The sequence below is a fragment of the Bradyrhizobium sp. cir1 genome (assembly GCF_014198245.1).
Classification (GTDB): Bacteria; Pseudomonadota; Alphaproteobacteria; order Rhizobiales; family Xanthobacteraceae; genus Bradyrhizobium.
Map to the genome: position 1 here is coordinate 303,638 of NZ_JACIHE010000006.1, position 26,064 is coordinate 329,701.

Consider the following 26,064-nt stretch of genomic DNA (forward strand, 5'->3'; position numbering starts at 1 on the left):
CAGCCTACCACCATCCCGGTCGAAAGACACAGGTGGCCGGACGGCACAGCCGTCCGCCCCCATCCCGTCATGCGCGCTCTTCAGCAACCGCGGCAGATTGATCCTTCCAGCATCTTCTCAAGCCGGGCATCATCCTTGTCGATGGTCGGGTCCGTACCGAGCAATGGCCCCTTCATCGCGTGGCCACCTCTGTCCGATCCCGGCAGCGCAGTACCCAGCGAGTTCGTTCCGGGCGCAGCGGCACTCGTACCGAGCGCGCCGCCGCTCTCCATCGACATATGCGATCCCATGCCGCCGCGGGCAGACGCAGCGCCCGAGAGCGCAACGCAGGCGACGACGCAAATAACGGAAAATAATCTCATTGCTCACACTCCACATGGTCAAACAACCTGCTCCCCACAAACGGGCACCGGACGCGTTTGACCACGCACAATCGCGCGAGGATTCTGACAACGGTGACAGACTTTTCCCGCAAGAGTGATGCAGATCCGCCGGGACTTTCCGTCCCGCCGACCTACATACGTCTTCAAGACAACTTTCGGAAACGCCACCAGCCGAGCAGCGATCATCGCCAAGCGACTCTCCGCACAGAGCAAGCAATGGAGAATCGCTATGAATACATTCAAGATCCTGATTGCCACGGCGCTCATCTCAACGGCAACGATTTCGTCCGCATCCGCAGCCTGGTCCTTCGCAGATCAGGAGCCGGCAGCCTTTGCATCGATGTACCCAGATCGCGACGTGCTGAATGGCGGCGCGCTGACACCCGCCGGGCGAATGGGCCTCGAGCGGCCGGGTGGTGCCGCACCCGTATTCGCCGCAGGCCGCCTGAACAGCCGCCACGAGCGGCGATGACGAACATCGCAAACGCAATCGGCGAGCCCGCCCGCACCATGCGGCGTACCCCCGTGGGCTTCGAAGCAAGGTCGATCACATCGATTCCGAAAACAATGTTGCAGTCAACGCACCGCGACGACTTCGTGCAAAGACGAAAATGTTCGTTCGATCAACACTGCGGACTCGGCACGAGCATGCACATGTCCCGTGGGCGGGCCGAGGCGTTCCCGGCGTCGCTTTCTCAAGGAGATGTTCAATGACCACACTGAAGCTCTTGTCGGCCGGATTCGTGATCGCAGCCATGATTGCCTCCCCCGCGATGGCTCGCGAAGGCAACGCGAAGCGTACCAATGTCGAAGCATATGCGTCGGCCCAGCGCGTTCCGGTCTCTTCCAAGCGCGGCTGCGCCCGCGCTCCCGACGTCGGCGCATACGCAACCGCTCCCTGGCGCCGGCCGCCCTGCGAGCCCACGTCGGGCTATTGAGCTCGCGAACCGGAGCAAGTCCGGTTGATGCCGACTGGAAGTTGATCGCCTCAACATTCTGGATTTTGACCTCTCAGCGGAAGGAAGGACGGCGGCTCGGATCGGGCCGCCGTTCTTGCGACCGCTATACGTCTCTCGGAAGCAATTTTTGCCAAGGATCGGCGATCTCAAGGGCGGACTCGTTTTCCTCCGGATCACGGCAGCAAAGTTGATGCACGGACCCTCTACGCCATCGCCGGTTGATCGCATCTACTCTCTTGGACATTGGCTGATCGACTGCCAACGAAGAGATGGTCGGCTCGGCGGGTCTCCTGGTCACCAAGGACGATTTGATCCGAAGCGTCTGGTCCGGACTGACCGTCGAAGACAATACGCTCCAGGTTCATATTTCGGCCGTGCGCAAGGCGCTCCGCGAGGATCGCAATGCTCAAGACCGTTTCGGGCCGTGGATATACCCTCGGCGGGACTTGGCGCAGCGGGCATCTGGATCACCCAGCAGCCGCACCTCTCACGGTGCCGGCCGATGCGCCCTTTTCCAGCAATCTGCCGAGCATCCGCGCGCCTCTCATCGGTCGCGAGGATTGTCTGAACGAATTGGCCGATGTGTCGTCCGCATATCGGGCCGTGACTCTCGTCGGCCAGGCGGCATCGGAAAGACAAAGCTGGCCATTGAGCTCGCGCGCCGCATCGCGTCCTCGTTCAACGATTCCGTGGCGCTGGTCGAGCTCGCGACCCTGCAAGATGCGGCAGGCGCCGCATCTGCGACCGCCCGCGCACTCAAGCTCGCCTCGAATGACAAAGAAGTTTCAGCCGCAAGCATTGCGCAAGCCGTTGGCACCCGTCGTCTGCTTCTTGTGCTGGACAATTGCGAGCATGTGATCGAAGTGGCAGCGCAGATCGCGAGCGCCGTGCTTCGCTATTGTCCAAACGTCACCCTTCTTGCGACCAGCCGCGAAGGTCTCCGTATCGACGGCGAATACGTTGCGGCTATTCCGCCGCTGTCGGTCCCTGGTCCCGATATGCGCGCCCCCGATCTGCTGCTCAGGGAAAGCGCAGTGCAGCTGTTCGTCGCGCGAACGCGAGCGTTGCGCACAAGCTTCGTTGCGGGCGCAGCCGAGCTTCAGAAGATTGCCGCCATCTGCCGCCGCCTCGACGGCATTCCGCTCGCATTGGAATTTGCCGCAGCCCGGGCCGCCAATCTCGGGGTGGACACCGTGCTGCTCCGCCTGGACAAGCGCTTCGAGCTCCTGAATGGCGGCCGCCGGGACCAGTTGCCCCGACACCAAACCCTGCGGGCGACATTGGACTGGAGCTACGACCTCTTGCCGCCAGCAGAACAGAACCTGCTTTGCCGGCTCGCAGTGTTTCCGGCCGGCTTCACGCTCGATGCGGCTATCGCGATGATGGACGACTCCTTGTCGCGGTCGGATGTCATCGAAAGCCTGTTCAATCTGGTTGGAAAATCGCTTGTCTCGCTGGACCCCTCATTTCAGGGACGATGGCGCCTCCTGGAGAGTACCCGTGCGTATGCGCTGGAGAAGCTGGCAGACGCAGGTCTCGTCGAGCAGGCCACCAGATGGCAGGCCGACTTCCTCAGGCAGATCATTGCCCCACTCGGCGGTAGCTCTCCCGCTCCCGACGACATCTCCCGTTTCGCGCAGGAGATCGGAAACGTGCATGCGGCGCTCGATTGGGCGTTCTCGCCCGCTGGCGATACCGCACTTGGCATCGAGCTGACGGCCGGCTTCGTTTCAGTCTGGATGCAGTTGCTGTCCTTCGTGGAATGCTCGACGCGGATCGAGCATGCGCTTGCGCATTTCGGCCCCGAGTTCACCTGCGTTCCAAAACTCAAAGCGCAGCTCTATGTCGCGCTGGGATTCGCGCTCCTCAACACGACGGGGTCCGCGGATCGAATGAAGGCGGCGCTGAGCATCGGTCTCGCGCTCGCCGAGGACTTGTCCGATCTCGAGCTTCAGCTCAAGGCGGTCTGGACGTTGTGGAGCTACAACCTGAACTCGGGCCAATACGCTGAGGCCAAGGAGGTCGGCGAACGCTACCTCGAGATCGCGCTGCGCACCGGAAATCCCGCCAACGAAACGGTGGGCCGTCGCCTGATCGGCGCTGCGACCCATTTCTTCGGCGCGCAGGAGGATGCACGGCGCGAACTGACCTTGTCGCTGGACCGTGCGGCTCATGGATTGGACGGCGGCGCGAACCAGATGTGGTTTCTGCTGAACCAGAGCGTCCTCGCCAAGGCGATGCTGGCCCGTGTGCTGCTGTTGCAGGGAAAGATCGTCCAGAGCAGCTCCCTTGCCGCCGACTGCCTCCAGGAGGCCGAGCGCGAGAAGGACAAGCTTGCGATCGCCTACGCCTTGCGGAATGCCGTCTGCCCGATCGCGCTGATGACGCATGATCTTGCCGCCGCCGATCAGGCGATATCCTCTCTTCGCGAGCTCGTCACACGCGAGGGAGTTGCGTTCTGGACCAGCTGGACGTGCTGCCTGAAAGGGCAATTGCTCATCCTGCAAGGCAAGCACGACGACGGAATTGCGCTGCTGCGCAGCGGCCTGAGAGCTCGGACCGAGAACGGATGGCTGATGCGCAATCCGAAATTTCTCGGATCGCTCGCCGAAGGCCTGCTCGCAAGCGGCGAGGCTGCGCAGGCGCTGGCCGCGGTGGAAGAGGCTCTGACCATATCGCGGCAGGGGTGGCAATTATGGTGCCTTGCCGATCTGCTGAGGATCAAGGCTGAGATTCTGCTGGCCAATGGCCCGTCCAATCTCTCTCGAGCCGAAGTGCTGTTCGCCGAGGGACTATCCGTGGCCCGAGACCAGCAATGCCGCTTCTACGAGCTGAAGGTTGCGGCAGCGTGGGCAGGGATCATGGCGAAGTCGAACCGCCAGCAGACGGCCCTTGATCTCGTCGGTCCGGTCAGCGCCCTGTTCGACCAGGAGATCGATCTTCCCGCGCTCGCCTTTGCCCGCGCTCTGGCTGAAATACCGGGCATCTCGACACGCGACGGCGACGGTCCTGCGTCCTGCACCTGCCACTAAATCGCGATGAGATTTGGATGAATCGTCATCGCGCTTTGGATTGTTGTTTACGCATGATCTTTTCGGAAAACCGCTTCGCACTTTTCCGGATCATGCTTTAGGGTTCGATCCACCATCCACCTCAGCATCCCGGCGGCAGGATCGGCGACACGCCCGGCGTTGGTGCCGCGCCTGAGGCGTTCGCCGGCAACACCGTCGCAGGCGAAGCGAGAGTCATCGAGACGCCTTCCATGCAAGCCGAGCTGTTCGGGCTCGGCACCACGGCAGCGTTCGGGTCTATGCCCGTGCCGCCGGCACCACTGGCATCCGCCTGAATCGTACCCGGCGCGGGGCTTGCGGCTACTTGTGGAATCGACAACGGCAGAGACGTAGCGCCCGTGACCTGCCCTCCCGGCGTCGAACTGCATGCCACCGTCGCCCCTGTTCCCGCCGGCGCTGCCGTGGAGATCGTCCCGATGGATCCGCTGTTCTGTCCTGTGACCGGCAGGATCGGAGCGGCGATGCCTGATGTCGAAAGACCCGTGGACGATACGGTCGGAGTCGCCGGCACCGGCGTCGGCGATGACGACGGCGGAGCGCAGACCACCACCGTCCCCGGTGTCGTCGGATCCGAGGCGAGCGGGACAGGCGCCAGGGTCGTATCCGGGGCACCTGACACCGTCGTTGCGGAAAACGGCCCGGGACTGTTGAGCGGCGAGATCACGATCGCGCCCGGCACCGTCGGCAGATCCATTGCCGTACTGCCGGTCGTTGCGACCTGTGCCTGACCAGGAGAGCCGCCCAGCAGCAGAGCCATCACCATTGCGAATGCGATCCGCATCATCTTTCGCGTTCCTAGCTCGCTTCGGTCTTGCGAACGGTGACCTTGCTACCTTCCGCCAGATTGACCGCAGGATTGAGCACGACCTGGTCGCCGGGCTGCACGCCGTCGCGCACCTCCACGGTGGTGCCGAAATCCCGAGAGATCGAGACCTGCTGAAAATGAACCGTGCCATTCCGCACGACCACGACGTGGAGGCCGTTCTGATCGAACACGAGCGCGTCGGACGGGACCGTCATCGATGCCGTCCTGCGCGGGATCGATAGTTCGACCGTGCAATAGATGCCCGGACTGAGCAGGCCGTCGGGATTGGGGACGTCGATCTCGGTCAGCAGCGTCCGGCTCCCCGGCTGCAGCGCGGTTGCGATCCGCGTAACCTCGCCCGCAAATGTCCGACCTGGAATCTCGGGGACGCGGATGTCCGCATCGACGCCCGGAGCAACGCCAAACGCCTCGTCCTGAGGCACAAACACCTGGGTTCGGATCACGTTGGAATGCATCAGCGTGAACATGAAGGTCGACCCGGCCTGCACCAGGCTGCCATTGTCCACGTTGCGCTGCGTGATCACGCCGTCGAACGGCGCCACCACACGCTGATAAGACTTTTCCTGCTCGAGGACGCGGATCTGCGCTTCCTGCGCAGCGATGTTCGACTGGGCGACACCCACAGCGCCCTGCTGCGCGCGCAGGGTGAGACGATCGTTGTCGCCCTGTTGTGCCGTCAACCAGCCCTGCTTGACGAGATTGCTGTCGCGCGAATTGGTGACGTCGGCGAGCTCCCGGCTTGCCTGCGCCTGCTGAAGCGCGGCCTGGTCCTGCGCCAGCGTCGCCTGCGCCTGCGCGATCTGCTGATCCAGCTCTGGCGCAGTGATTTCCACGAGGAGATCGCCCTTCTTGACCCGATCGCCGATATCGACGTAGCGCTTCTCGATATAGCCGCTGGTCCGCGCGAAGATGTTGGCCGCTTCGAACGCGGTCGTCGTCGCCGGCAGGCTCACCTTCATGAGGTCGCCGCTGGGCTTGACCGTCGCCACACGAACCTCCGGAATGTAGGTTCGAGCCCGCTCTGCCACTGCGGCGACGTCATGCGCGGCCTCATAGTGCCGCCACCCGCCAACGCCGAGAGCGCCCACAAGCAGCACAAGTACACCTCCTCCGAGCAGCGCACCGCCGTAACGGCGTCCGGATCGTGCACCCTTGCCCGGCAGCTCCACGACCCGGAGGCTTTCTGCCCCGGGGCGGTCACTTGCCTCGTCGTCATTGCTCCTTGCACGAACATCACTCATTCCGGTCGCTCCTCGAATACGCCGTGGCGAGGCTTGCCGTCATTACCCTTGCGCAGCATGGCGAAGAGATAAGGCACGATCAGCAGGGTGGTCGGGGTTGCGAACAGCAGGCCGCCGATGACCGCCCGCGCCAGCGCCGCATTCTGCTCCTCGCCGGGCCCACCGATCGCCATCGGGACCATGCCCACGATCATCGCCGCCGCGGTCATCAGCACCGGCCTGATCCTCGTCCGGCCCGCGCTCAGCGCCGCCTGGAATGCCGAGTGTCCCTTCAATTGCTCGTCGCGCGCGAAGGTCACGAGCAGGATGGAATTTGCGGAGGCAACGCCGATCGCCATGATGGCCCCCATCAGCGATGGCACGTTCAGCGTCGTCCCGGTGATGAACAGCATCGTCACGATGCCGCAGAATGTCGCCGGCAGCGCCAGGATGACGACGAAGGGATCGCCAAAGTTCTGGTAGTTCACGACCATCAGCAGGTAGACGAGGATGGCCGCGAACAGCAGTCCAAGCCCGAGATCGCGGAACGACTGATGCATGCTCTGGATCTGTCCGAGAACCTGAATCGAATTGCCCGGCTGGAGCTGCTTCTGCAGCTTGGACGTCACCTTCTCGATGTCGGCCGCGACGCTGCCGAGATCACGGCCCTGCACGCTCGCATAGACGTCGTACACCGGTTGCACATTGGCCTGGTTCGAATTGGTCGGAACGGTGTCCCGCTTGAAGGTCGCGACATTGCTGAGCAGGCCGGGCACCGTCTGCCCGCTTGCCGCGAGCGAGGCCGACACCGGCGTGTTGCCCAGGGCATTCAGCGAGTTGGCCCTGTATTCGGGCGTCTGCACAGCGAGGTAATAGGGAATGCCTGACGTCGGATCAGTCCAGAAATTCGGCGAGACCTGCGCGGACGATGAGAGGCTGACATTGATGTTGGTCGCCACCGTGCTGGCATTGAGGCCCAGCTGCGCGGCACGCGTGCGATCGATGTCGGCATAGAATGCGGGAGCATCGACCTCCTGCTGCAGATGCGCATCGACCACACCGGGGATCGCCGCGAGACTCTTCTGCAGCTCCTTGGCGACGGCGAGATTGTTGTTGCCGTAACCGACCGTGCGGACATCGATCTGCGCCGGAAGACCGAAGTTCAGGATCTGCGTGACGATATCGGCCGCCTGGAAATAGAAGGTGTCCTCCGGGAATGCCGTCGGCAGCACCTGCCGCAGCTTCCTGATGTAATCCGCGGTTGGCTTATGCCCTTCCTTCAACGACACGAGGATGGTGCCGTCGTTCACGCCGATCGTCGAGCCGTCCGTGAAAGCGAGGTTATAGGGACGCGCCGGCAGGCCGATATTGTCGACGATCAACGCCCGGTCGCGCTCTGGAATGACGTCGCGGATCTTGTCCTCGACCGCCTGGAAAATCGCCTCCGTACGCTCGATCCGCGTGCCAGCGGGGGCGCGAACATGGAGCTGAATCTGGCCGCCGTCGATCAGGGGATAGAAGTCCCGTCCGACATAGGCGAACATGGTGGCTCCGAGCGCCAGCACCAGCGCGGCGACGACGGGTATGATCGCGCGATGCCGCAGCAATTTCAGCAGTAGATCCGAATAGCCATCACGCAGGCGCTCGAAGGCGCGCTCGAAGGTCGCGGAGGCGCGCGCGAAGATGTTTGTCGGACGCTCACCCTCGCCATGACGCCGCTCGCCCTTCAGCAGCAGGCCGATGGTGATTGGCGTCAGCGTCCGCGACAGCCCGTATGACGCCAGCATCGCGAACACCACGGCGAGGCCGAGCGGCGTGAACAAATATTTGGCCGGGCCCTCGAGGAACACGACCGAGGTGAACACGCAACTGATCGCGAGTGTCGAGACCAGCGTCGGCACCGCGATCTCGGCGGCCCCGTGCAGGGTCGCGTCCGGCAGTGGCATGCCTTCCTCGGTCCAGAGCCGGTGCGTATTCTCGATCGTCACGGTCGAATCGTCGACGAGGATACCGACGGCGAGGGCAAGGCCGCCGAGCGTCATCGTGTTGAGGGTCTCGCCGAGGAAATACAGGACGATCAGCGAGGACAGCATCGCCAGCGGGATCGAGATCAGGACGACCAGCGTCGATCGCCACGATCCCAGGAACACCAGGATCATCAGTGCCGTCAGGCCGGCCGCGATCGCACCTTCGCGCAGCACGCCATCGACCGAATGAGTGACGAAGATCGACTGGTCGAACAGCTCGTTGATCTTCAGCCCCGCCGGCGCCGACGCGCGGATCGAAGTCAGGGCCGCTTTCACGCCGTTGACGACAGCGAGCGTGGAAGCATTGCCGTTCTTGATGACGCTGAGCAGGACGGCGCGATGGCCGTCCTCGCGCACGATGTTCTGCTGGACCTGGGCGCCATCGCGGACCTGGGCGACGTCCTTCAGGAAGATCGTGGCCCCGTTCGCGAACTTGACCGGGATCATGTTGAGATCCTGGATCGTCGCCGGCGTCGCGTTGGTGCGAACGGTGTATTGGGTGTCGCCGATCTTGGTCGTGCCGGTCGGCAACGTCAGGTTCTGGGTGTTCACCGCGTTGACGATGTCGAGCGGCGTCAGTCCGCGCGACAGCAGCTTGTTCGGATCGATGTCGACCATGATCTGACGGTATTTGCCCCCGGCAGGCGTGGGCAAGGTCACGCCCGGAACGGGAGCCAGTTGCTGGCGGACCCGGTAGATGCCGAAATCGTAGAGCTGCTGCTCATTCAGGCTGTTCGATTCGAGGCTGAGCTGGAGCACCGGCACGCTCGAGGCATTGAACTGCACGATGATCGGCGGCTGGATGCCCGGCGGCATCAGTGCGCGGATGGCATTGGTCGCCGAAACGATCTGCGAGATTGCGAGATCGAGATTGACGTCCGGCTGGAAGTAGATCTTCTGGACCGACAGGCCGTTGAGGGTCTGCGCCTCGATATTCTTGATGCCGCTGACATTGGCGCTGATCGAATATTGACTGTAGGTGCTGACGCGCTGCTCCATCTCAGGCGTCGAGAGGCCGGTATAGCTCCAGATGACCGTGACGACGGGGATCTGGATCTCCGGAAAAATGTCTGTCGGCATCCAGCGGATCGCGATCCCGCCGAGGAACAGGATCAGCGCCGCAAGTACATAGAATGTGTGCGGAAGCCGCAGCGCGAAGCGAACAATTCCCATGGTGGTCTGCCTGGAGCAAGATTGCGCGAGATCGTCGAGCAGGTGAGGACGGTCGGGCCTCCGTTCAAATGAAAACGAATTCAGTCGCTGCGCGCGATGGCGCGTGGCGCATCCTGCGCGGCGAGCATGACGGCCCGCTTGACCTTGGCGAAGGTGCGGATCTCGATCTGGCGAACCCGCTCACTGGATATGGACAGCTCGCTGGCGAGCTGATCGAGCGTAACGGGGCATTCCGTCAGCCGCCTCGCTTCGAAGACACGACGATCCCGCGCCGCGAGCCCATCCAGCGCAACACGCAGGGCCTTGCTGCGCTGATCCGTCTGCTCGTGATCGGCAAGCATCGTCTCTGCGTCGACCGCCCCATCGACCAGCAGGGATTCCAGCTCGGTTCCACTGTCCTCATCACCAACGCGCGCGTTCAGCGACATGTCACCATTGAGTCGCGCGTCCATCTCGATCACCTCGCGCGCCGTCACCTCGAGCTTCCCGGCGATCAATTCGGCGACGTCGGGCGTGAGCCCTGCCATCGCGCTACCGGTGGCTTTCCTGATCTCGCCGCGGAGCTTGAAAAACAACTTCCTCTGCGCAGCCGTCGTCCCGATCTTGACCAGGGACCAGGACCGCAGGATGTATTCGTGAATGGTGGCCTTGATCCACCAGATCGCATAGCTCGAGAATCGCGCGCCGCGGCCGGGTTCGAAGCGCGACGCTGCGATCACGAGGCCGAGATTTGCTTCTGCGATCAGATCGACCAGTGGCAGGCCGTATCCCCTGTAACCCCGCGCCAACTTGGCGGCGAGCCGAAGATGGCTGGTGACGAGCTCATCCGCGGCGCGCCGGTCCCGCGTTTCCTGCCAGCGACGCGCCAGCTGCTGCTCCTGACCCGGCTCAAGCAGGTCGAAGCGCCTGATCGCCGCGGAATAGGCGCTGAGGAACGGCGTCGACACCGCTGCGGCCGGCACGGCAACAGGAACGCGCCTCACGACTTGATGGCTAGTCTGCATTTGTCACTCCTATATTCCAGGCCGGCTGATTAAGCTCGAAAGCATCGCGCATCATTCGGTTCATCCCATCTGGCTCGCGTCTGCGTGCAGCAATGTCCGCGATCGGCGCGTGATGGGTCTGCCCGCCCTCCCGGTCCAGGCCAGGATCTCGATCCGCCCACCGGGAGCGGGGCCAATGATCAGCCGGAAGCCATGCAGCTTGACGATCGCGGCAACCAGGCTCAATCCGAGCCCGACGCCCGGGGTGTTGCGCATCTTGTCGGAGCGGTAGAACCGCCGCAGCACCGCCTCGCGCTCCTGCTCGCTGATGCCAGGACCGGTATCGCTTACGCGCACCAGCGCGGTGTCGTCCTCCGCTTCCAGGGCTAGCTCCACCCGTCCGCCTGACGGCGTGAACTTGATGGCATTATCGACGAGATTGGCGACCGCCTCGAACAGCAGATCCCGGTCACCCCACACCAGCACATTGCGCTCGGTGACGACAGCAAGCCCGACATGCCTGTCCTCAGCGATCGGCTCGTAGACGTCGCACACTTCCCGCAGGATCTCGTCGAGCGCAACGTCGCCAAAACCTGCCATGCGGCGGTTGTTCTCGATCTCAGTCATGCGCAGCAAGGCGGTGACGATCGCTAGCGACTGGTCGATGCCGGCGATGGCCTTGTCCGTAATCTCCTGCAGCTCCTCCAGCGTTGCCGCATGCGTTCGCCCGCGCTCCAGCGCAAGGCGGACGCGCGTGAGCGGGGTCCTGAGATCATGAGCGATATCGTTGCCGACGCCGGCGAGCGCATTGATCATCATCTCCATCTCGTCGAGCATGCCGTTGACGATCCTGGCCAACCGCGCAAACGGGTCGTCCGTCCCGCCCTCCGGAAGCCGTTCGCGCAGCTCGCCGGCCACGATGCGCTGGACCCGCTGGTTGACCTCCTCTACGCGTCTCTGGGCACGCAAGCTCAGCCAGGCACCGGCGAGCAGGCAGAGGCTGAAGGCCGGCAGCAAGCCCAGGGCCAGGGCCTGGCCCACCACGCTCGAAATCTCGCGCGTCTCATCGACGTTCCGTCCCATCACCAGGACATCGCCGCCATCGAGACGCCTTCCGACTGCCCTGACGACGGGACCATGGGCCGCCGGCTTTTCCAACAGATCGAGCCGCACGCCCTGCACCGCTCCGCCAAGCCCGAGCTCGCGCGGCACGCGGTCGATGTTGCCGGCAAGGCGGGTGCCGGCGGCGTCGAACAGTCCCGCATACTGCACGCCCCTGGAATCCTGCGCGAGATGATCCGCGATGGCGCTGATGCGGCGGGCCGGGGGCAAGTCGGCGATGAACTCGATCTGCGTGGTGATCATGCGATCGGATCGCGCGACCAGATAACCATCGAGCTTCCAGTAGATGAACCCGAACAAGGCAACCACGAACAGCGCGAAGGCGGCCGCCACGGCCAGGGCCCAAAGGAACGTGCTGGAGCGGATCAACTGGATCTGGTGCATCGCCCGCCCCTATTGCCGCGAGCGCAGGACGAAGCCGGAGCCTCGGACGTTGTGGATCAGCTGCGGCTCTCCAGGACCGTCCACCTTGTGACGAAGCCGGCCCATATGCACGTCGATCAGGTTGGTGGTCGCCGGAACGAACTTGTAGTTCCAGAGCTCCTCGAGCAGCATCGCGCGCGTCAACAGCTGATCGTTCCGGCGCATCATGTATTCGAGCAGGCGGAATTCGCGCGGCAGCAGGTCGAGCGCGCGCCCGCCGCGTCGCGCGGTCCGCTCGATCAGATCGAGCTCCAGCGGCCCGACATGCAAGATGGTTTCACGGCTATCGATCGGCCGCCGCAGTAACGCCTCGATCCGCGCGACCAGCTCGGCTAGCGCGAACGGCTTTGTGAGATAATCATCCCCGCCCATGCGCAACCCGCGCACCCGGTCATCCACGGCGCCGAGCGCACTCAGCACTAGCACGGGCGTCCTGACCTGATCCTTGCGTAGCGTCTCGATGACGGTCAGCCCGTCCATTCCCGGCAGCATGCGATCGACGATCATGGCATCGGGACTCGACGCGCGCGCCCGGTCGAGACCGTCCACGCCGTCGCCGGCCCACTGCACCTCGAATCCGCGATCGGCGAGTTCGGCGACGATCGCCTCTGCGGTCTCGGTGTCGTCCTCGATCAGGAGAATCCGATTCATGATCTTCGCTCCACGTTCCGCGCGGCGTCTTGGTGCGCGGTGAGGAAGCGCGGGTTCAGCGGCGCGCGGTGTCATGTTCGGCGTCCGAACCCGTGGCTTTGACGCCGCCTGATGCCGGCCACTCGCTGTGGTACGAGATAGGCTTGCTGCGCGGACGATGCCATTGAATTCCAGTTCATGTTGCGGACGGCCCGCCTCACCAGCAGCGCCGATGCAAGGGCGATCCGTCCTGCCAATGTCGTGATCATCTGCCGGGCTCCGCTGCGAGCTGTTCTGGATCGAACATATGCCGTCAACGCACGTGCTGTAGTTTCGGGGGCCACGGATGTTATGCATTCGCACGATCGTGGTTGCGACGCCGCATCGGCTCACAGGCGGTTGAACTGCGGTGAGCAAATCGTGCGTTTGAATCGCGACCGATCGTTCACACCTCGATGACGAACCGGCTTGGTTCGGCCTGATGTCATCAATGGAGAGAGCGAATGACCACGTCCAAACTGTTGTCGATGGGATTGATCGCAGCCGCCATGCTCGGCGGCCCCGTCATGGCGCGCGAGCACCATCGCGTCGTGCAGCAGCCCGCGGTGGAAGCCGATACGGTCGCGACGAACGCGCCGTTCTATTATCCGGGCGAACGCGTGTGCATTCCGGCACCACGCGTCGGCGCCTTTGCTACCGCGCCATGGACTGGCAACAACGTGCCGTGCGAGCCGGGCACCGGCAGCTTCTGATCGCACCAACGCGGCCGGCCGGATCACGCCGCCGGGCGCTGCACATGACGGGGAGCGGGCTGCTCTGTTCAGCCCGCTCTCCCGCACGCGTCGCGGCCATGCGCGGCGGGATCACCTTCGCGAGCGGCGCGCCTGATATCTGACGCCGAATTCAGTTGGATTGCCGCGCACTGTGCCTACCTCTCTTTCATCACTGATCGGGTCATCCGCAGCCTCTCGCGCGCGGCATGACCGGGCAGCCCAACACGAGAGGAGTTTCTCATGAAACGCATAATCATGATTCTGGCGACAGCAGCACTTGCCTCGACGCTCGCCGTCGGCGCGGCCAATGCGCATGGCGGCGGTGGTGGCGGCGGCCACGGCGGCTTTGGCAGTGGCGGCTTCGGCGGCGGACATGCTGGCTTTGGCGGCGGCGCGCATTTCGGCGGCATGGGCCATGAGGGAGGTTTTGCCGGCGGCGCCCGGTTCGGCGGCGAGCACCTCGGCTTCGGTGGTCATGCCGGTGGCCTTCGCCAGCACGCGTTTCACAGCTACGGCCGCTACCGGCGCGGCTATGGATTCTACGGCGCCTATCCGGATTGCTATGATTGGTACGCGCTGCATTCTGACCAGCCGTTACCGCTGAGCTGCAGCTAGCCCTGCCGCTCAACATCCATCGGTCCGGACTAACCGGAGCGCGTCGCGCGTCTTCGTCGAAGATAAAGGCGATGAAACGTGTCGTACTCTTACAACGCCGAGATGCTCGCTCCAGAGCATCTTGGGCGTTGGGACACACCTCCAAGCACAAGCGAACTTCTCCATCAGCGACGATGGTCTCTGACGAAATCGGGCCGTCCCCGCAAGGCACCCTTACTGGTCCGCAATCAAGCCGCTGCTTTCGGAGGCACAGGAGCCAGCCGGGCGACATCGCCCGCCTGGTAGAAACCGCACTCATGCTGCCGAACAACGCGTCGGTCTCCGAGATGCTCGTGCACTGCCAGTTCGAGCCGATGCTTTAGGGTCCGGTTGGAGCCGCTACCTCACGGCAGAAACTGGCACGAAGGGCAACTCAACAACTGCGCGGCCGCCTGTTGCACCGCGAAACCATTTGCGCCGCAACATTCAAAAATGAGACTGCCAGTCAAGCCGAACGGGGCACCGATGCCTGCACCGCATTCGACTTCGGCTAGCTTCCCTGGAAAGCCGCGGGCCGCTCGAGGGCCACGGGCGTCGCGCCGGTTCGGCTCGGCAACAAATCGACGACACAGGGAGGAGCACAATGTCGAAATGCAGTGTTGGACTGCTCGCGCTGAGCAGCCTGTTTCTTTCAGGCGCGGCGATCGCCCAGGAAAAAATCAAGGTAGGCGTGACTGCAACCCTCGAAGGCACCTACACCGTGCTTGGCGAGGACGGCATGCGCGGCCACCAGACCGCGCTCAATGTGCTGGGCAAGAAGATCGGCGACAAGGAACTCGAATTCATCGTCGCCTCGACCGACGCAACGCCGGACTCGGCCGTGCGCGCGGTCCGCAAGCTGATCGAGCAGGACAAGGTGCAAATCCTGCTGTCGCCGCTCTCCGGCGACGAGGGCATTGCAGTGAAGAATTTTGCAAAGACCCATCCCGAGCTGACATTCATCAACGCGGCATCGGGCGCGCAGGAAACCACCTATGTCGATCCTGCCCCGAACTTCTTCCGCTACAACATGGATGGCGCGCAGTGGCAGGTCGGCCTCGGCAAATACGCCTATGACGAGAAGAAGTATCGCAAGATTGCGACCGTCGGCGAGGACTATTCCTTCATCTACACCCAGGTGTTCGGGCTGGTGCTCGAATTCTGCGGAATGGGTGGACAGGTGACCAACCGGCAATGGGTGCCGCTCGGCACCAAGGACTTTGCCTCCGTCATCGCCGCCCTGCCCGACGACGTCGATGCCATCTATCTCGGCCTTGGCGGCGCCGACGCCGTCAACTTCCTGAACCAGTATCAGCAGGCGGGCGGCAAGGCGCATCTGATGGGCGGTTCCATCATGATCGACCAGACCATCCTGTCGTCAAAGGGCAACGCCAAGAATGCCCTCATCGGCACCATCGCGGCGAGCGGCCAGGCCGACACCTGGGAGGATCCCGGCTGGCAGAAATTCGTGAAAGCCTATCAGGACGCCTTCCCGCCCAACAAGCGCTTCCCAAGCCCCTCGCTGCTGGCCACCAACTACTATGACTCGACCATGGCGCTGATCCTCGCGCTGCGTCAGGTCAACGGCGATCTCTCCAACAACCAGGCGAAGTTCAGGGAAGCGCTGGCCAAGATCGAGCTCGATGCACCGAACGGCAAGATCAAGCTCGACTCCAACCGCCAGGCGATCGGCACCAACTTCGTCACCGAAGTCGTCGACGACGGAAAGGGTGCGTTGTTCAGCAAGGTCGTGAAGGTGATCCCGAACGTCAACCAGACGCTCGGCTATGATCCGGCCGTGTTCTCGAAGATCGGACTGCCAAGCCGAAGCGTGCCGGAATGTAAGAAGTATTGACGCATCATATCGGCGGCAGGCAACCGGGGAGCGACTCGCTGACGCGGGCGCTCTCCGCTCTTGCAATCTCGGCGGTGTTGTTGAACGCTGGCCGAAAAGAAGAACATTCGGGAGGGGAAGGCATGAGCCGTGCGCTCGCCGTCTTCCACGGCCGGTTTGGCCGGGCGACGGTTTATCAGTTGAACCGCCCTTTCAATATCCACGCCCATCGTGAGGGTCATCTGATCTTCCATGTCGGCGGCATGCCCGCATGCATTGATGTGTCCGACGGACACTACGATCTCACCGAATCTTCCGTCGTCGCCGTCAATCCCTGGGAACCGCACAATTTCCTGCCGACCGATCTCGACGGCGGCGCCATCTTCTTCGTGCTCTACGTCAATGCCGAATGGTTTGCGCCCGATGCCTCGGGAACCGAGCGCATGCGTTTCGGCCGCACTCAGTTCAAGCGAACGCCAGCCCTCGACAAGCACATCAGGCGGACCGCCGCGCTCGTGTGCGGCGCACCATCGCTCTCCAGTCTCGATTCCGAGCTGAGGAGACTAATCGATATCTGCTACGACGAAAGCTGGCAGCAGGCCGAGATCGCGCGCGATCCGCGCGCAAACGGTTCCGTCACCGATTTCCGTGTGCGCAAATGCATCAAGATGATGTCGGAGAGTCCCGGTGCCGAGATCGAGCTCGATACGATCGCGCGGGAATCCGGCCTGTCGCGACCGCACTTCTACCGGCTATTCCGTGTCCAGACCGGCGTCACGCCAAATCTCTATCTCAACACGCTGATCATGGAACAGGCGCTCGAGGCGCTGGTGGCGAGCGAAACGCCTATCGCCGACATCGGCTTCGATCTCGGCTTCTCCTCGCAGAGCGGCTTCACACGGTTCTTTGCCGCCAATGTCGGGATGGCCCCGACCGATTATCGTCGCGCGGCCAAGGTTTTGCGCGCCTGACCGCTACACGAAAAGATACTCACGATCAAACGTCGCCCTCGCCGCCCGGCTAGGATGTCGGCAACGCGATCCCGAGATGATCGCGACCGATGGGAGCGCACGTCCATGGCAAGGCCTGCAGCCGCTGTAGGGCTGTCCGACCTGCATTCAATGAACCTTCGGCGTGTCGCCCAGACAAGCGGACGGCGCCCATGAGCCGCTTTGTCGAACGCCATCCCGCCTGGGCGCTGATCGCAATCATTGCCATCGCCATCCTGCTCTGGCTGATATTCGCGGTCTGGCCGCCAGGTCTCGAAGAGGCCATCGGCCGCAAGCGCGTCTTCCTCAACGCCGTCTTCAACGGCATCACACTCGGTGGCCTCTACTTCCTCGTCGCGAGCGGCTTCACCCTGATCTTCGGCCTGATGCGCAACGTCAACCTCGCGCACGGCTCGCTCTATCTGTTCGGCGGCTATGTCGGCTACGCCATCAGCGCATCGACCGGCTCCTGGATCCTCAGCTTCATCGTGGCCTTTATCCTGACTGCCCTGGTCGGCGTGCTGCTCCAGGTGATCGTGTTCCGGCGCATGGAAGGCCAGGACCTCAGACAGACCATGGTGACGATCGGGCTGTCGATCGTGTTTGCCGACCTCATGCTCTGGGCCTGCGGCGGCGATTTCTACCAGATCCAGACCCCGAGCTGGTTGATCGGGCCCATCGATCTGCCGCTGATCACGGCGGTGAAATCCTCGGGCGAGCCGGTCTACCTCAGATATCCGCTGGTGCGGCTCGTGATCCTCGCGGCGTCCGTCGTGATCGGCATCGCGATGTGGCTCGCGCTCAACCGCACGCGGATCGGCATGATCATCCGCGCCGGCGTCGATGATCGCGACATCCTGGCCGCAACCGGCGTGCGCATCCAGCTCGTCTTCGTGCTGGTGTTCGCCTTCGGCGCGGGCCTTGCGGGCATCGCCGGCGTCGTCGGCGGCACCTTCCAGTCCTTGTCGCCGGGCGAGGACATCCGCTTCCTGCTCGCCTCCCTCGTGGTCGTGATCGTGGGCGGCATGGGCTCGATCCCCGGTGCGGCGCTCGGCGCGCTGATCATCGGCCTCGCCGAGCAGCTCGGCTCGGTCTACATCCCGACCTACGCCATCGTCGTGACCTTCCTGATCATGGTGCTGGTGCTGACGATCCGGCCGCAGGGCCTATTGGCGAGGCGCTGAGATGTCGCTCGCACACGACGCCCCCATCGCCGTTCGCCCCGCTGCCGGAACACAGCGCCCCGCGCGTACATGGCCGGAGATCAACAACCCCGCCGCCTGGATCGTCGCAGCCGTTCTCGTGATCATGCCGCTGATTGCCAACGGCTTCTTCCTGATCGAGATCTTCGCGACCACGCTGATCCTCGGCATCATGGCGCTGAGCCTGATGTTCCTTGCGGGCTACGGCGGCATGGTCAGCCTGATGCAGCTCACCATTGCGGGCTTCTCGGCCTACATGATCGCCGTGTTCGGCGTCAGTGGCAACGCCAATATCAGCCTGGGCTGGCCGTGGTGGCTCGCGGTTCCGATGGCGCTGGCGCTGGCGACCGCCTTCGGCACGCTCGGCGGCGCACTCGCGGTGCGCACCGAAGGCATCTACACCATCATGATCACGCTGGCGATTGGAGCTGCCTTCTACTACTTCACCAACCAGAACTGGGCGATCTTCAACGGCCATACCGGCATCAACACCGTGGCCACGCCGCATTTCTGGGGCGTCAACTGGCGCGCCGACATTCCCTTCTATTATGTCGTGCTCGCGGTCGCTGCGCTCTGCTACGTCGCGGTCGAATATCTCTCGCGCGCTCCCTTCGGCCTCGCGCTTCAGGGCGTGCGCGACAATCCGCGACGCATGGCCGCTCTGGGCTTCAACGTCAACGCCCATCGCGTTGCCGCCTACGCTTTCGCGTCCTTCGTGGCCGCACTCGCTGGCGTCCTCCAGGTCTGGAACTACCGCCAGATCTCGCCCGGCTCGGTCAGCGTCAGCGCCTGCATCGATGTGCTGATCATCGCCGTCGTCGGCGGCATCACGCGTCCGATCGGCCCCTTCATCGGCGCGCTGATCTTCGTGCTGCTGCGCACCTTCGCGCTCGACTTCCTGGTCAGGCTGGGGCTCGACGGCAACCGTTTCCGCCTGCTGATCGGCCTCGGCTTCCTCGCCATCGTGTTCTGGTCCTCGGACGGCGTCATTGGCCTGTGGCTGCGCTGGCGTCAGCATCAAGGCCGCGACGTCAGCCGTCCCGGCGGAGGGCACCGCCATGGATAGCGTCGCCCAGCGCCTCTCCGCCGTCGGTGCCAATGCCGCGCTCGAGCTACGCGGCGTGACGCGGCTGTTCGGCGCGCTCGCCGCGCTGACCGACGTCACCATCACGGTTCGTCCGGGCGAGCGGCGCGCCGTGCTCGGCTCGAACGGCGCCGGCAAGACCACGCTGTTCAACTGCATCACCGGCGACTTCCCGCCCTCCTCCGGCACCATCCGTTTCTTCGGCGAGGACGTCACGCACTTCCCGCCCTATGAACGCATCCGCCGCGGCCTGCGCCGGACCTATCAGATCTCGGCGCTGTTCCCGGGCCTGACCGTGCAGGACAACGTCTATCTCGCTTGCCGCGGCGTCTCCCGCGGCCGCTTCTCGTTCCTGCGCCCGGGACAAAACGATGCCCTGATGCATGCGGCCGACAACCTCGTTCAGGCCGTGCATCTGTCCGCCGTGAAGGATCAGCGCGTGGCCGAGCTCGCGCATGGTCAGCAGCGCCAGCTCGAGATCGCGCTCGCGCTGGCCGGCGCGCCGCGCTTCATCCTGTTCGACGAGCCGGCCGCGGGCCTGTCGCCGACGGAGCGGCAAGAGCTGATCGAGATCCTGACCTCCCTGCCCGCGCATATCGGCTACATCATCATCGAGCACGACATGGACGTGGCTCTGCGCGTCGTCGAGAGCGTCACGATGATGCACAACGGGCGTGTCTTCAAGGAAGGCCTGCCGCAGGAGATCCAGTCCGATCCCGAGGTGCAGGAGCTCTATCTCGGAGGCGGCCATGAATGAGGTCCGCCGCTCTTCCCCTGCGCTCGAGGTCCGCGGTCTCGACGTCTATTACGGTCACTCGCACGCGCTGCAAGGCGTCGACCTCACGCTGGACAGCGGCGTGTTCTCCGTCGTCGGCCGCAACGGCATGGGCAAGACCACGCTGTGCAAGGCGATCATGGGGCTCGTGGGCGTCAGCGGCGGATCGATCCGGGTCCGCGGCGAGGATGTCACGCGGCGGCCGCCGGCCCAGATCGCGCGACTCGGCGTCGGTTATGTGCCGCAGGGCCGCCGCCTCTGGCGCTCGCTCAGCGTCGACGAGCATTTGCGGCTTGCCGGCGGGCTACGCTCCGGCGCCTGGACCGTCGAGCGCATCTACGACACCTTCCCGCGGCTCGCCGAACGCAGGGACCATGGCGGCGGCCAGCTTTCCGGCGGCGAGCAGCAGATGCTGGCGATCTCTCGCGCGCTGCTCACCAATCCGCATCTCCTGATCATGGACGAGCCGACCGAAGGCCTCGCGCCCGTCATCGTGGCACAGGTCGAGGAGATGCTGCTGCGGCTGGGCGAGGACGGCGACATGTCCGTGCTCGTGATCGAGCAAAACATCGGGGTTGCCACCGCGATCTCCCGCAACGTCGCGATCATGGTCAACGGCCGCGTCAATCGCATCATCGACTCCACGCGCCTCGCCGCCGACCGCGAGTTGCAGCAGCGCCTGCTCGGCGTCGGGCTTCACGCCGAGCTCGAACCGGATGTCGACGCCGCCGCATCGGGCGTCGAAGCGAAACCGGCGCCGGCGCCACGCCGCGACGGACCGGTCCGCATCTACATCTCCAACCCGACGCTCCCAACTCGATGGTCGCAACCGGTGCCGATCGCCCGCATCGAGGCCGCTGCGCGCACAGTCTCGACCCAAGTCGCGCGGCTCGACGAAACGGCGCGGCGCAAGCGCGAGCCGTTGGTCGCCCAGGCCTCCGGCCCGCCCGTCGTGCTGGTCGTCGGCACGCTCGACACCAAAGGAACCGAGTTACGTTTCATCCGCGACATCATCGCGGAAAGCGGTCTGCGCACGCGGCTGGTCGACGTCTCGACCAGTGGCAGGCAATCCAGCTGCGATGTCTCCGCGCAGGAGATTGCCCTGAACCACGGCCGCGGCGGATCCGCTGTATTCGGCGCCGACCGCGGCGCCGCCGTGACCGCGATGGCCGATGCCTTCGCCAACTGGCTGCGGCGACAGGGCAACATCGCCGGCGTGATCTCGGCCGGCGGCTCTGGCGCGGCGTCGCTGGTTGCACCGGGCATGCGCGCCCTGCCCGTCGGCGTGCCAAAACTGATCATCTCCTCCATCGCCTCCGGCGATGTCGGGCCCTATGTCGGCCCCGCCGACATCACGATGATGTACTCGGTCACCGACGTGCAGGGGCTGAACTCGATCTCGCGCGCGGTGCTCGGCAACGGCGCCAATGCCCTCGCCGGCATGGTCAAGGCGCGCTTGGACGAACACGCGGCAACGGCGCGCGAGGCCGGCGGCCTGCCCTCGGTCGGCATCACCATGTTCGGCGTTACCACGCCGGCGGTGCAGAAGATCGCCGCCGAACTGCGCGATGATTTCGAATGCCTGGTCTTCCATGCCACTGGCGTCGGCGGCCGCTCCATGGAAAAACTCGTCGAGTCCGGGCAGCTCTCGGGCGTCATCGACCTCACTACGACGGAGATCTGCGACCTGCTCATGGGCGGCGTATTTCCGGCGACGGAGGATCGCTTTGGCGCAATCATCCGCAGCCGGCTGCCTTACGTCGGCTCGGTCGGCGCGCTCGACATGGTCAATTTCGGCGCACCCGATACCATTCCCGAGCGTTACCGCAGCCGAAAGTTCCACGTCCACAATCCGCAGGTGACGTTGATGCGGACGACGGCCGAGGAGAACGAGCGCATGGGGCGCTGGATCGCCGAGCGGCTCAACCAGATGGACGGCCCTGTCCGCTTCTTCCTGCCCGAGGGCGGCGTCTCCGCGCTTGATGCGCGGGGCCAGCCGTTCTGGGATCCGGACGCCGACGCCGCGCTGTTCCGCGCACTGGAGCGCGACGTGCGCCAGACCGCCAATCGGCAGCTCATTCGCGTCCCCAAGAACATCAACGATCCCGACTTCGCCGCCGCCATCGTCAGTGCGTTCCGAACGCTGTTCGGCCGCACCGGCGCGCGACGGAGACTAGCGAGGTGACCGATGGCCAGGTTTGAACGCGCAGCCCTCCTGAAGAAGTTCCGCGACATGGCGAGGCGTGGCGAGCCGATCGTCGGTGGCGGTGCCGGCACCGGCCTGTCGGCCAAGTGCGAGGAGGCCGGCGGCGTCGATCTCATCGTCATCTACAATTCCGGCCGCTATCGCATGGCCGGGCGCGGCTCGCTCGCAGGCCTGATGGCCTATGGCGATGCCAACGCCATCGTGCTCGAAATGGCCGGTGAAGTGCTCCCGGTGGTGGGCCAGACGCCGGTCCTTGCCGGCGTCAACGGCACCGATCCGTTCCGCGACATGGACGTCTTCCTCGACCAGCTGAAGGCGCTTGGTTTCGCCGGCGTCCAGAACTTTCCGACCGTCGGGCTGATCGACGGCACCTTCCGCGCCAATCTCGAAGAAACCGGCATGTCCTATGCGCTTGAGATCGACATGATCGCGAAGGCGCACGACAAGGACATGCTGACCACGCCCTATGTGTTCAGCGAGAAGGAGGCCGCCGCGATGGCGATCGCCGGCGCCGACATCATCGTCTGCCACATGGGTCTGACGACCGGCGGCACGATCGGCGCGCAGACCGCGCCAAAGCTCAAGGACTGCCCGGCGCAGATCGACACCTGGGCCACTGCTGCGCTCAGCGTCAATCCGGACATCCTGGTGCTGGCCCATGGCGGCCCGATCGCGGATCCCACTGATGCCGATTTCATCATGAAGAACACCCGCCATTGCCACGGCTTCTACGGCGCCTCCTCGATGGAGCGGCTGCCCGTGGAGCGGGCGCTGACGGAACAGGTGCGTCAATTCAAGGCGATCGGCGCGCGATAACGCCGACGGTTCGAGGGAGGGAAAGATGTCAGGGATGCTGGTCGGTGAATTGATCCTCTGGCTGATCGTCGCGATCGTCGTGATCGTCGTCGGCGTCTACATCGTGAACTGGCTCTACCACCGCTCCTCCAAGGAAACCTCGTTCGTCCGGACCGGTTTCCTCGGCGAGCGCGTAGTGATCAATGGCGGTGCCTTCGTGCTGCCGTTCATTCACGACTACACGCCGGTCAACATGAACGTGCTGCCGATGGGCATCGTGCGTTCGCGGCAGGACGCCGTGATCACCCGCGACCGCATGCGCGTCGACATCGAGGCCGACTTCTATGTCCGGGTACAGCCGACCCGCGAGGCCGTCTCCATCGCGGCCGCCACGCTCGGCCGCCGCACCATGGAACCGGAGCAACTGCACGCCCTCCTCGCCGGCAAGTTCATCTCCGCGATCCGCTCGGTCGCCTCCGAAATGACCATGGAAGAAATGCACGAGCGGCGCGGCGACTATGTCGCGCGCGTCAAGACCAATGCCGCGGAAGCCCTCGCCCAGAACGGCCTCGAGCTGGAATCGGTCGCGATCACCGATCTCGACCAGACCGACCTTGAATTCTTCAACCCGTCGAACCGCTTCGACGCCGAAGGTCTGACCCAGCTGATGCAGGACATCGAGGCCAAGCGGAAGCTGCGCAACGACATCGAGCAGGATTCGATGATCAAGATCCGCGCCCGCAACCTGGAGGCCGAGCGTCAGGCACTCGAGATCGAGCGCGAGAGCGAGACCGCGCGCCTGGAGCAGGAACGCGACATCGAGGTGCGCCGCGCCCTGCAGCGCACGGAAGTCGCCCGCGAGCGGGCACTGCGCGAAACCGAGGCCGAACAGGCGCAGATTTCAGCCCGCGAAGCCATCGAGCGCGCCCGCATCGCCAACGACCAGGCGATCGCGGAGGCCCGCATCGCCTCCGAGCGCGAGACCCGCCAGAAGGAGATCGAGCGGACCCGAACTATCGAAGAGAAGGAACTGCTGGCCCGCGAGGAGATCGAGAAAACCCGGATCGCCAACCAGCGCTCGATCGATACGACGCGCATCGCCTCCGAACGCGAGGTTCGCCAGCGCGAAATTGAGCGGACGCGGACCGTCGAGGAAGCTGAGATTGCCGCCCGCGAAGCCATCGAGAAGGCGCGGATCCAGCAGGACCGCGTCGTCACCGATGCCCGCATCGCCAATGAAGAAGAGACGAGACGCCGCGAGATCGAGCGCACGCGTGCCGTGGACGAAGCCGAGATCGCCGCGCGCGAGGCCACCGAGAAGGCGCGCATCGCCCAGACGCTGATCGTCAATGTCGAGCGTATCTCCTCGGACGAGCGCACCCGCGCGCTGGAGATCCAGCAGGTGCGCACCATCCAGGAGGCCGAGATCGAGGCCCAGCGCGCGGTCGAGGCCGCCCGCATCGCCCGCGAACGGACGCTCGCCGCCGAACGCATCGCCGCCGAGCAGAACACGCGGCAGCTGGAAATCGAGCGCAACCAGGCACTCGACGTCGCCGGGATCGCCGCGCGCGAGACCACGGAGGCCAGCCGCATCGCCCAGGAGGAGCGCGTGCGCTCGCTGGAGATCGCCCGTAACCGCGCCGTCGAGGAAGCCGACATCGCCTCCCGCGAGGCGATCGAAGCGGCCCGCATCGCTCAGGAGAAGGCGGTCGCGGCCGAACGCATCCAGGCCGATCGCGACACCCGTTCGCTCGAGATCGAGCGGACCGGCATCCTTGAGGCGGCCGAGCTGAAGCGGCGCGACGCCATCGAGCGGCAGCGCATCACAGTCGATCTGGCACTCGAGGCCGAGCGTATCAATTCCTCCAAGAAGCGCGAGGTGCTCAACATCGAACAGAAGAAGGCGATCGAGATCGCCGACGAGGACCGCGTCATCGCTCTCTCCACCAAACGCTCCGAACGCATCGACGCCGACCGCCAGGTCAAGCAGGCTGAGATCGTCGCCCGCAAGGAGGTCGAGACCACGGATGTCTCGCGCGAGCAGGCGCTCGAGGCGGCCCGCCTCGAGCGACGGCGCGCCATCGAGCAGCTCGAGGTCGCCCGCGTCCAGTCGCTCCAGGAGGCCGAGATCGCCGCACGCGAGGAAGTCGAGCGTGCCCGCATCGCCTCCGACCGCGGCCTTGACGAGGCCCGCATCGGCCGCGAACGCGAACTGCGCAAGCTCGAGGTTATCAGAGAGAAGGACGTCGAGACGGTGCTGATGGAGAAGGCGATCGCCATCCATCAGAAGTCGCTGGAAGAGTCGGCCGCGCGCGCCGCCGCCGAGGAAGCCCGGATGCGTGCGACCGAAGCGGCCGAACGCGTCGTCACCGCCCGCGAGAGCGAAATCGCCAAGCGCCGCAAGACCGTGGAGGTCCTGCTAGCCGAGAAGCAGGCCGAAGAGACCCGCATCGCCGCGGAGGCCGAGCGCATCCGCGCCACCGTTGAGGCCGAGGCGCAGCGGATGCTCAACGAGGCCGAGAACGTGCTGACCGATCAGGCACGCTACTCGCTGTTCCGCCGCAAGCTGCTCGACCGCATCGAGGGCATCGTGCGCGAGAGCGTCAAGCCGATGGAGAAGATCGAGGGCATCCGCATCCTCCAGGTCGACGGCCTCAACGGCAACGGACATGGCGGCGGCAATGGCGGTCGCAGCGCCACCGACGAGGTGATCGACTCCGCCCTGCGCTACCGCGTCCAGGCGCCGCTGATCGACTCCATCCTGTCGGACATCGGCGTCGAAGGCGGCAGCCTGGCAAAGATGCCCGGACTGATCCGTGAGGCCCGCGACATGCAGGGCATCAAGGATGCCGCGCGCAAGGGCAGCGGTGGCGGTGACAAGCCGGCGGCCTCCCCGCAAGCGACCGAAGGCGGCGGCGAGCCGCCGGCCGCGCGCGGTCCGCGGAAGAAGAGCTGA

Annotated in this window: 20 protein-coding genes and 1 pseudogene; 15 read left to right on the top strand and 6 right to left on the bottom strand. The window is 64.6% G+C overall.

Features of this window, described 5'->3' with window-relative positions; genetic code table 11:
* Positions 1-80: 80 nt before the first annotated feature.
* Complete coding sequence (locus GGD63_RS16110) at positions 81-362, bottom strand: hypothetical protein (RefSeq protein WP_183243602.1); 282 nt, start codon at positions 360-362, stop codon at positions 81-83.
* A gap of 118 nt (positions 363-480) precedes the next feature.
* Here GGD63_RS16110 and GGD63_RS40785 point away from each other — a divergent pair, with 118 nt between their 5' ends.
* From GGD63_RS40785 to GGD63_RS16130, 5 genes and pseudogenes are all read left to right on the top strand, one after another.
* On the top strand, positions 481-855 hold the full coding sequence (locus GGD63_RS40785) for a hypothetical protein (RefSeq protein WP_312013293.1): 375 nt from the start codon (positions 481-483) through the stop codon (positions 853-855).
* A 238-nt stretch (positions 856-1,093) separates the two neighbouring features.
* On the top strand, positions 1,094-1,321 hold the full coding sequence (locus GGD63_RS16120; protein ID WP_183243604.1) for a hypothetical protein: 228 nt from the start codon (positions 1,094-1,096) through the stop codon (positions 1,319-1,321).
* A gap of 290 nt (positions 1,322-1,611) precedes the next feature.
* Positions 1,612-1,689 (top strand): annotated as a pseudogene (locus tag GGD63_RS40145) (hypothetical protein); the annotation flags it as partial.
* 213 nt (positions 1,690-1,902) lie between these two features.
* The gene (locus tag GGD63_RS16125; protein ID WP_246785515.1) at positions 1,903-4,374 is read left to right on the top strand and encodes a transcriptional regulator; all 2,472 of its coding nucleotides are present in this window, start codon (positions 1,903-1,905) and stop codon (positions 4,372-4,374) included.
* Positions 4,375-4,751: 377 nt separating this feature from the next.
* The gene (locus GGD63_RS16130) at positions 4,752-5,141 is read left to right on the top strand and encodes a hypothetical protein (protein ID WP_246785497.1); all 390 of its coding nucleotides are present in this window, start codon (positions 4,752-4,754) and stop codon (positions 5,139-5,141) included.
* 67 nt (positions 5,142-5,208) lie between these two features.
* On the opposite strand, the gene GGD63_RS16135 is transcribed toward GGD63_RS16130, so the two are convergent.
* The 5 genes from GGD63_RS16135 to GGD63_RS16155 form a co-directional block, all read right to left on the bottom strand.
* Positions 5,209-6,480 (bottom strand): efflux RND transporter periplasmic adaptor subunit, encoded by a 1,272-nt coding sequence (locus tag GGD63_RS16135; RefSeq protein ID WP_183243606.1) that lies wholly within the window; start codon positions 6,478-6,480, stop codon positions 5,209-5,211.
* Complete coding sequence (locus GGD63_RS16140; RefSeq protein WP_183243608.1) at positions 6,477-9,659, bottom strand: efflux RND transporter permease subunit; 3,183 nt, start codon at positions 9,657-9,659, stop codon at positions 6,477-6,479. Before GGD63_RS16140 ends, GGD63_RS16135 begins: the two co-directional genes overlap by 4 nt.
* An 80-nt stretch (positions 9,660-9,739) precedes the next feature.
* The gene (rpoH, locus tag GGD63_RS16145; RefSeq protein WP_183243610.1) at positions 9,740-10,663 is read right to left on the bottom strand and encodes an RNA polymerase sigma factor RpoH; all 924 of its coding nucleotides are present in this window, start codon (positions 10,661-10,663) and stop codon (positions 9,740-9,742) included.
* Positions 10,664-10,723: 60 nt separating this feature from the next.
* Positions 10,724-12,148: a HAMP domain-containing histidine kinase gene (locus GGD63_RS16150; protein WP_183243612.1), complete on the bottom strand. Its 1,425-nt coding sequence runs from the start codon at positions 12,146-12,148 to the stop codon at positions 10,724-10,726.
* A gap of 9 nt (positions 12,149-12,157) precedes the next feature.
* Entirely contained in the window at positions 12,158-12,838 is a 681-nt protein-coding gene (locus tag GGD63_RS16155) for a response regulator transcription factor (protein ID WP_183243614.1), read from the bottom strand.
* Between the two features lie 482 nt (positions 12,839-13,320).
* On the opposite strand from GGD63_RS16155, the gene GGD63_RS16160 reads away from it, so the two are divergent.
* The 10 genes from GGD63_RS16160 (at position 13,321) to GGD63_RS16205 (ending at position 26,064) form a co-directional block, all read left to right on the top strand.
* Positions 13,321-13,569 carry a hypothetical protein gene (locus GGD63_RS16160; protein ID WP_183243616.1) on the top strand — a complete coding sequence of 83 codons (249 nt, stop codon included), beginning with the start codon at positions 13,321-13,323 and terminating at the stop codon, positions 13,567-13,569.
* A 261-nt stretch (positions 13,570-13,830) separates the two neighbouring features.
* Positions 13,831-14,205, top strand: coding sequence for a hypothetical protein (locus tag GGD63_RS16165; RefSeq protein WP_183243618.1), 375 nt, complete (start codon positions 13,831-13,833; stop codon positions 14,203-14,205).
* Between the two features lie 622 nt (positions 14,206-14,827).
* Positions 14,828-16,078: an ABC transporter substrate-binding protein gene (locus GGD63_RS16170; protein WP_183243621.1), complete on the top strand. Its 1,251-nt coding sequence runs from the start codon at positions 14,828-14,830 to the stop codon at positions 16,076-16,078.
* Between the two features lie 122 nt (positions 16,079-16,200).
* A complete protein-coding gene (locus tag GGD63_RS16175) occupies positions 16,201-17,028 on the top strand; it encodes an AraC family transcriptional regulator (RefSeq protein ID WP_183243623.1) in 828 nt (275 codons plus the stop codon).
* A 191-nt stretch (positions 17,029-17,219) separates the two neighbouring features.
* On the top strand, positions 17,220-18,230 hold the full coding sequence (locus tag GGD63_RS16180) for a branched-chain amino acid ABC transporter permease (RefSeq protein WP_183243625.1): 1,011 nt from the start codon (positions 17,220-17,222) through the stop codon (positions 18,228-18,230).
* Position 18,231: 1 nt separating this feature from the next.
* On the top strand, positions 18,232-19,314 hold the full coding sequence (locus tag GGD63_RS16185; protein ID WP_183243627.1) for a branched-chain amino acid ABC transporter permease: 1,083 nt from the start codon (positions 18,232-18,234) through the stop codon (positions 19,312-19,314).
* Positions 19,307-20,089 carry an ABC transporter ATP-binding protein gene (locus GGD63_RS16190; RefSeq protein ID WP_183243629.1) on the top strand — a complete coding sequence of 261 codons (783 nt, stop codon included), beginning with the start codon at positions 19,307-19,309 and terminating at the stop codon, positions 20,087-20,089. The genes GGD63_RS16185 and GGD63_RS16190 overlap by 8 nt, the downstream gene beginning before the upstream one ends.
* On the top strand, positions 20,082-22,292 hold the full coding sequence (locus GGD63_RS16195) for an ABC transporter permease (RefSeq protein ID WP_183243631.1): 2,211 nt from the start codon (positions 20,082-20,084) through the stop codon (positions 22,290-22,292). The genes GGD63_RS16190 and GGD63_RS16195 overlap by 8 nt, the downstream gene beginning before the upstream one ends.
* A gap of 3 nt (positions 22,293-22,295) precedes the next feature.
* Complete coding sequence (locus GGD63_RS16200) at positions 22,296-23,129, top strand: phosphoenolpyruvate hydrolase family protein (protein WP_183243633.1); 834 nt, start codon at positions 22,296-22,298, stop codon at positions 23,127-23,129.
* A 25-nt stretch (positions 23,130-23,154) separates the two neighbouring features.
* Positions 23,155-26,064 carry a flotillin family protein gene (locus tag GGD63_RS16205; RefSeq protein ID WP_183243635.1) on the top strand — a complete coding sequence of 970 codons (2,910 nt, stop codon included), beginning with the start codon at positions 23,155-23,157 and terminating at the stop codon, positions 26,062-26,064.

Excerpts from the sequence above, each read along its gene's own strand:
- GGD63_RS16195 (WP_183243631.1), top strand. The coding sequence starts at position 20,082 with ATGAATGAGGTCCGCCGCTCTTCCCCTGCGCTCGAGGTCCGCGGTCTC.
- GGD63_RS16110 (WP_183243602.1), bottom strand. The coding sequence starts at position 362 with ATGAGATTATTTTCCGTTATTTGCGTCGTCGCCTGCGTTGCGCTCTCG.
- GGD63_RS16185 (WP_183243627.1), top strand. The coding sequence starts at position 18,232 with ATGTCGCTCGCACACGACGCCCCCATCGCCGTTCGCCCCGCTGCCGGA.
- GGD63_RS16200 (WP_183243633.1), top strand. The coding sequence starts at position 22,296 with ATGGCCAGGTTTGAACGCGCAGCCCTCCTGAAGAAGTTCCGCGACATG.
- rpoH (WP_183243610.1), bottom strand. The coding sequence starts at position 10,663 with ATGCAGACTAGCCATCAAGTCGTGAGGCGCGTTCCTGTTGCCGTGCCG.
- GGD63_RS16120 (WP_183243604.1), top strand. The coding sequence starts at position 1,094 with ATGACCACACTGAAGCTCTTGTCGGCCGGATTCGTGATCGCAGCCATG.
- GGD63_RS16165 (WP_183243618.1), top strand. The coding sequence starts at position 13,831 with ATGAAACGCATAATCATGATTCTGGCGACAGCAGCACTTGCCTCGACG.
- GGD63_RS16150 (WP_183243612.1), bottom strand. The coding sequence starts at position 12,148 with ATGCACCAGATCCAGTTGATCCGCTCCAGCACGTTCCTTTGGGCCCTG.
- GGD63_RS40785 (WP_312013293.1), top strand. The coding sequence starts at position 481 with ATGCAGATCCGCCGGGACTTTCCGTCCCGCCGACCTACATACGTCTTC.
- GGD63_RS16175 (WP_183243623.1), top strand. The coding sequence starts at position 16,201 with ATGAGCCGTGCGCTCGCCGTCTTCCACGGCCGGTTTGGCCGGGCGACG.
- GGD63_RS16160 (WP_183243616.1), top strand. The coding sequence starts at position 13,321 with ATGACCACGTCCAAACTGTTGTCGATGGGATTGATCGCAGCCGCCATG.
- GGD63_RS16135 (WP_183243606.1), bottom strand. The coding sequence starts at position 6,480 with ATGAGTGATGTTCGTGCAAGGAGCAATGACGACGAGGCAAGTGACCGC.
- GGD63_RS16180 (WP_183243625.1), top strand. The coding sequence starts at position 17,220 with ATGAGCCGCTTTGTCGAACGCCATCCCGCCTGGGCGCTGATCGCAATC.
- GGD63_RS16205 (WP_183243635.1), top strand. The coding sequence starts at position 23,155 with ATGTCAGGGATGCTGGTCGGTGAATTGATCCTCTGGCTGATCGTCGCG.
- GGD63_RS16140 (WP_183243608.1), bottom strand. The coding sequence starts at position 9,659 with ATGGGAATTGTTCGCTTCGCGCTGCGGCTTCCGCACACATTCTATGTA.
- GGD63_RS16155 (WP_183243614.1), bottom strand. The coding sequence starts at position 12,838 with ATGAATCGGATTCTCCTGATCGAGGACGACACCGAGACCGCAGAGGCG.
- GGD63_RS16170 (WP_183243621.1), top strand. The coding sequence starts at position 14,828 with ATGTCGAAATGCAGTGTTGGACTGCTCGCGCTGAGCAGCCTGTTTCTT.
- GGD63_RS16190 (WP_183243629.1), top strand. The coding sequence starts at position 19,307 with ATGGATAGCGTCGCCCAGCGCCTCTCCGCCGTCGGTGCCAATGCCGCG.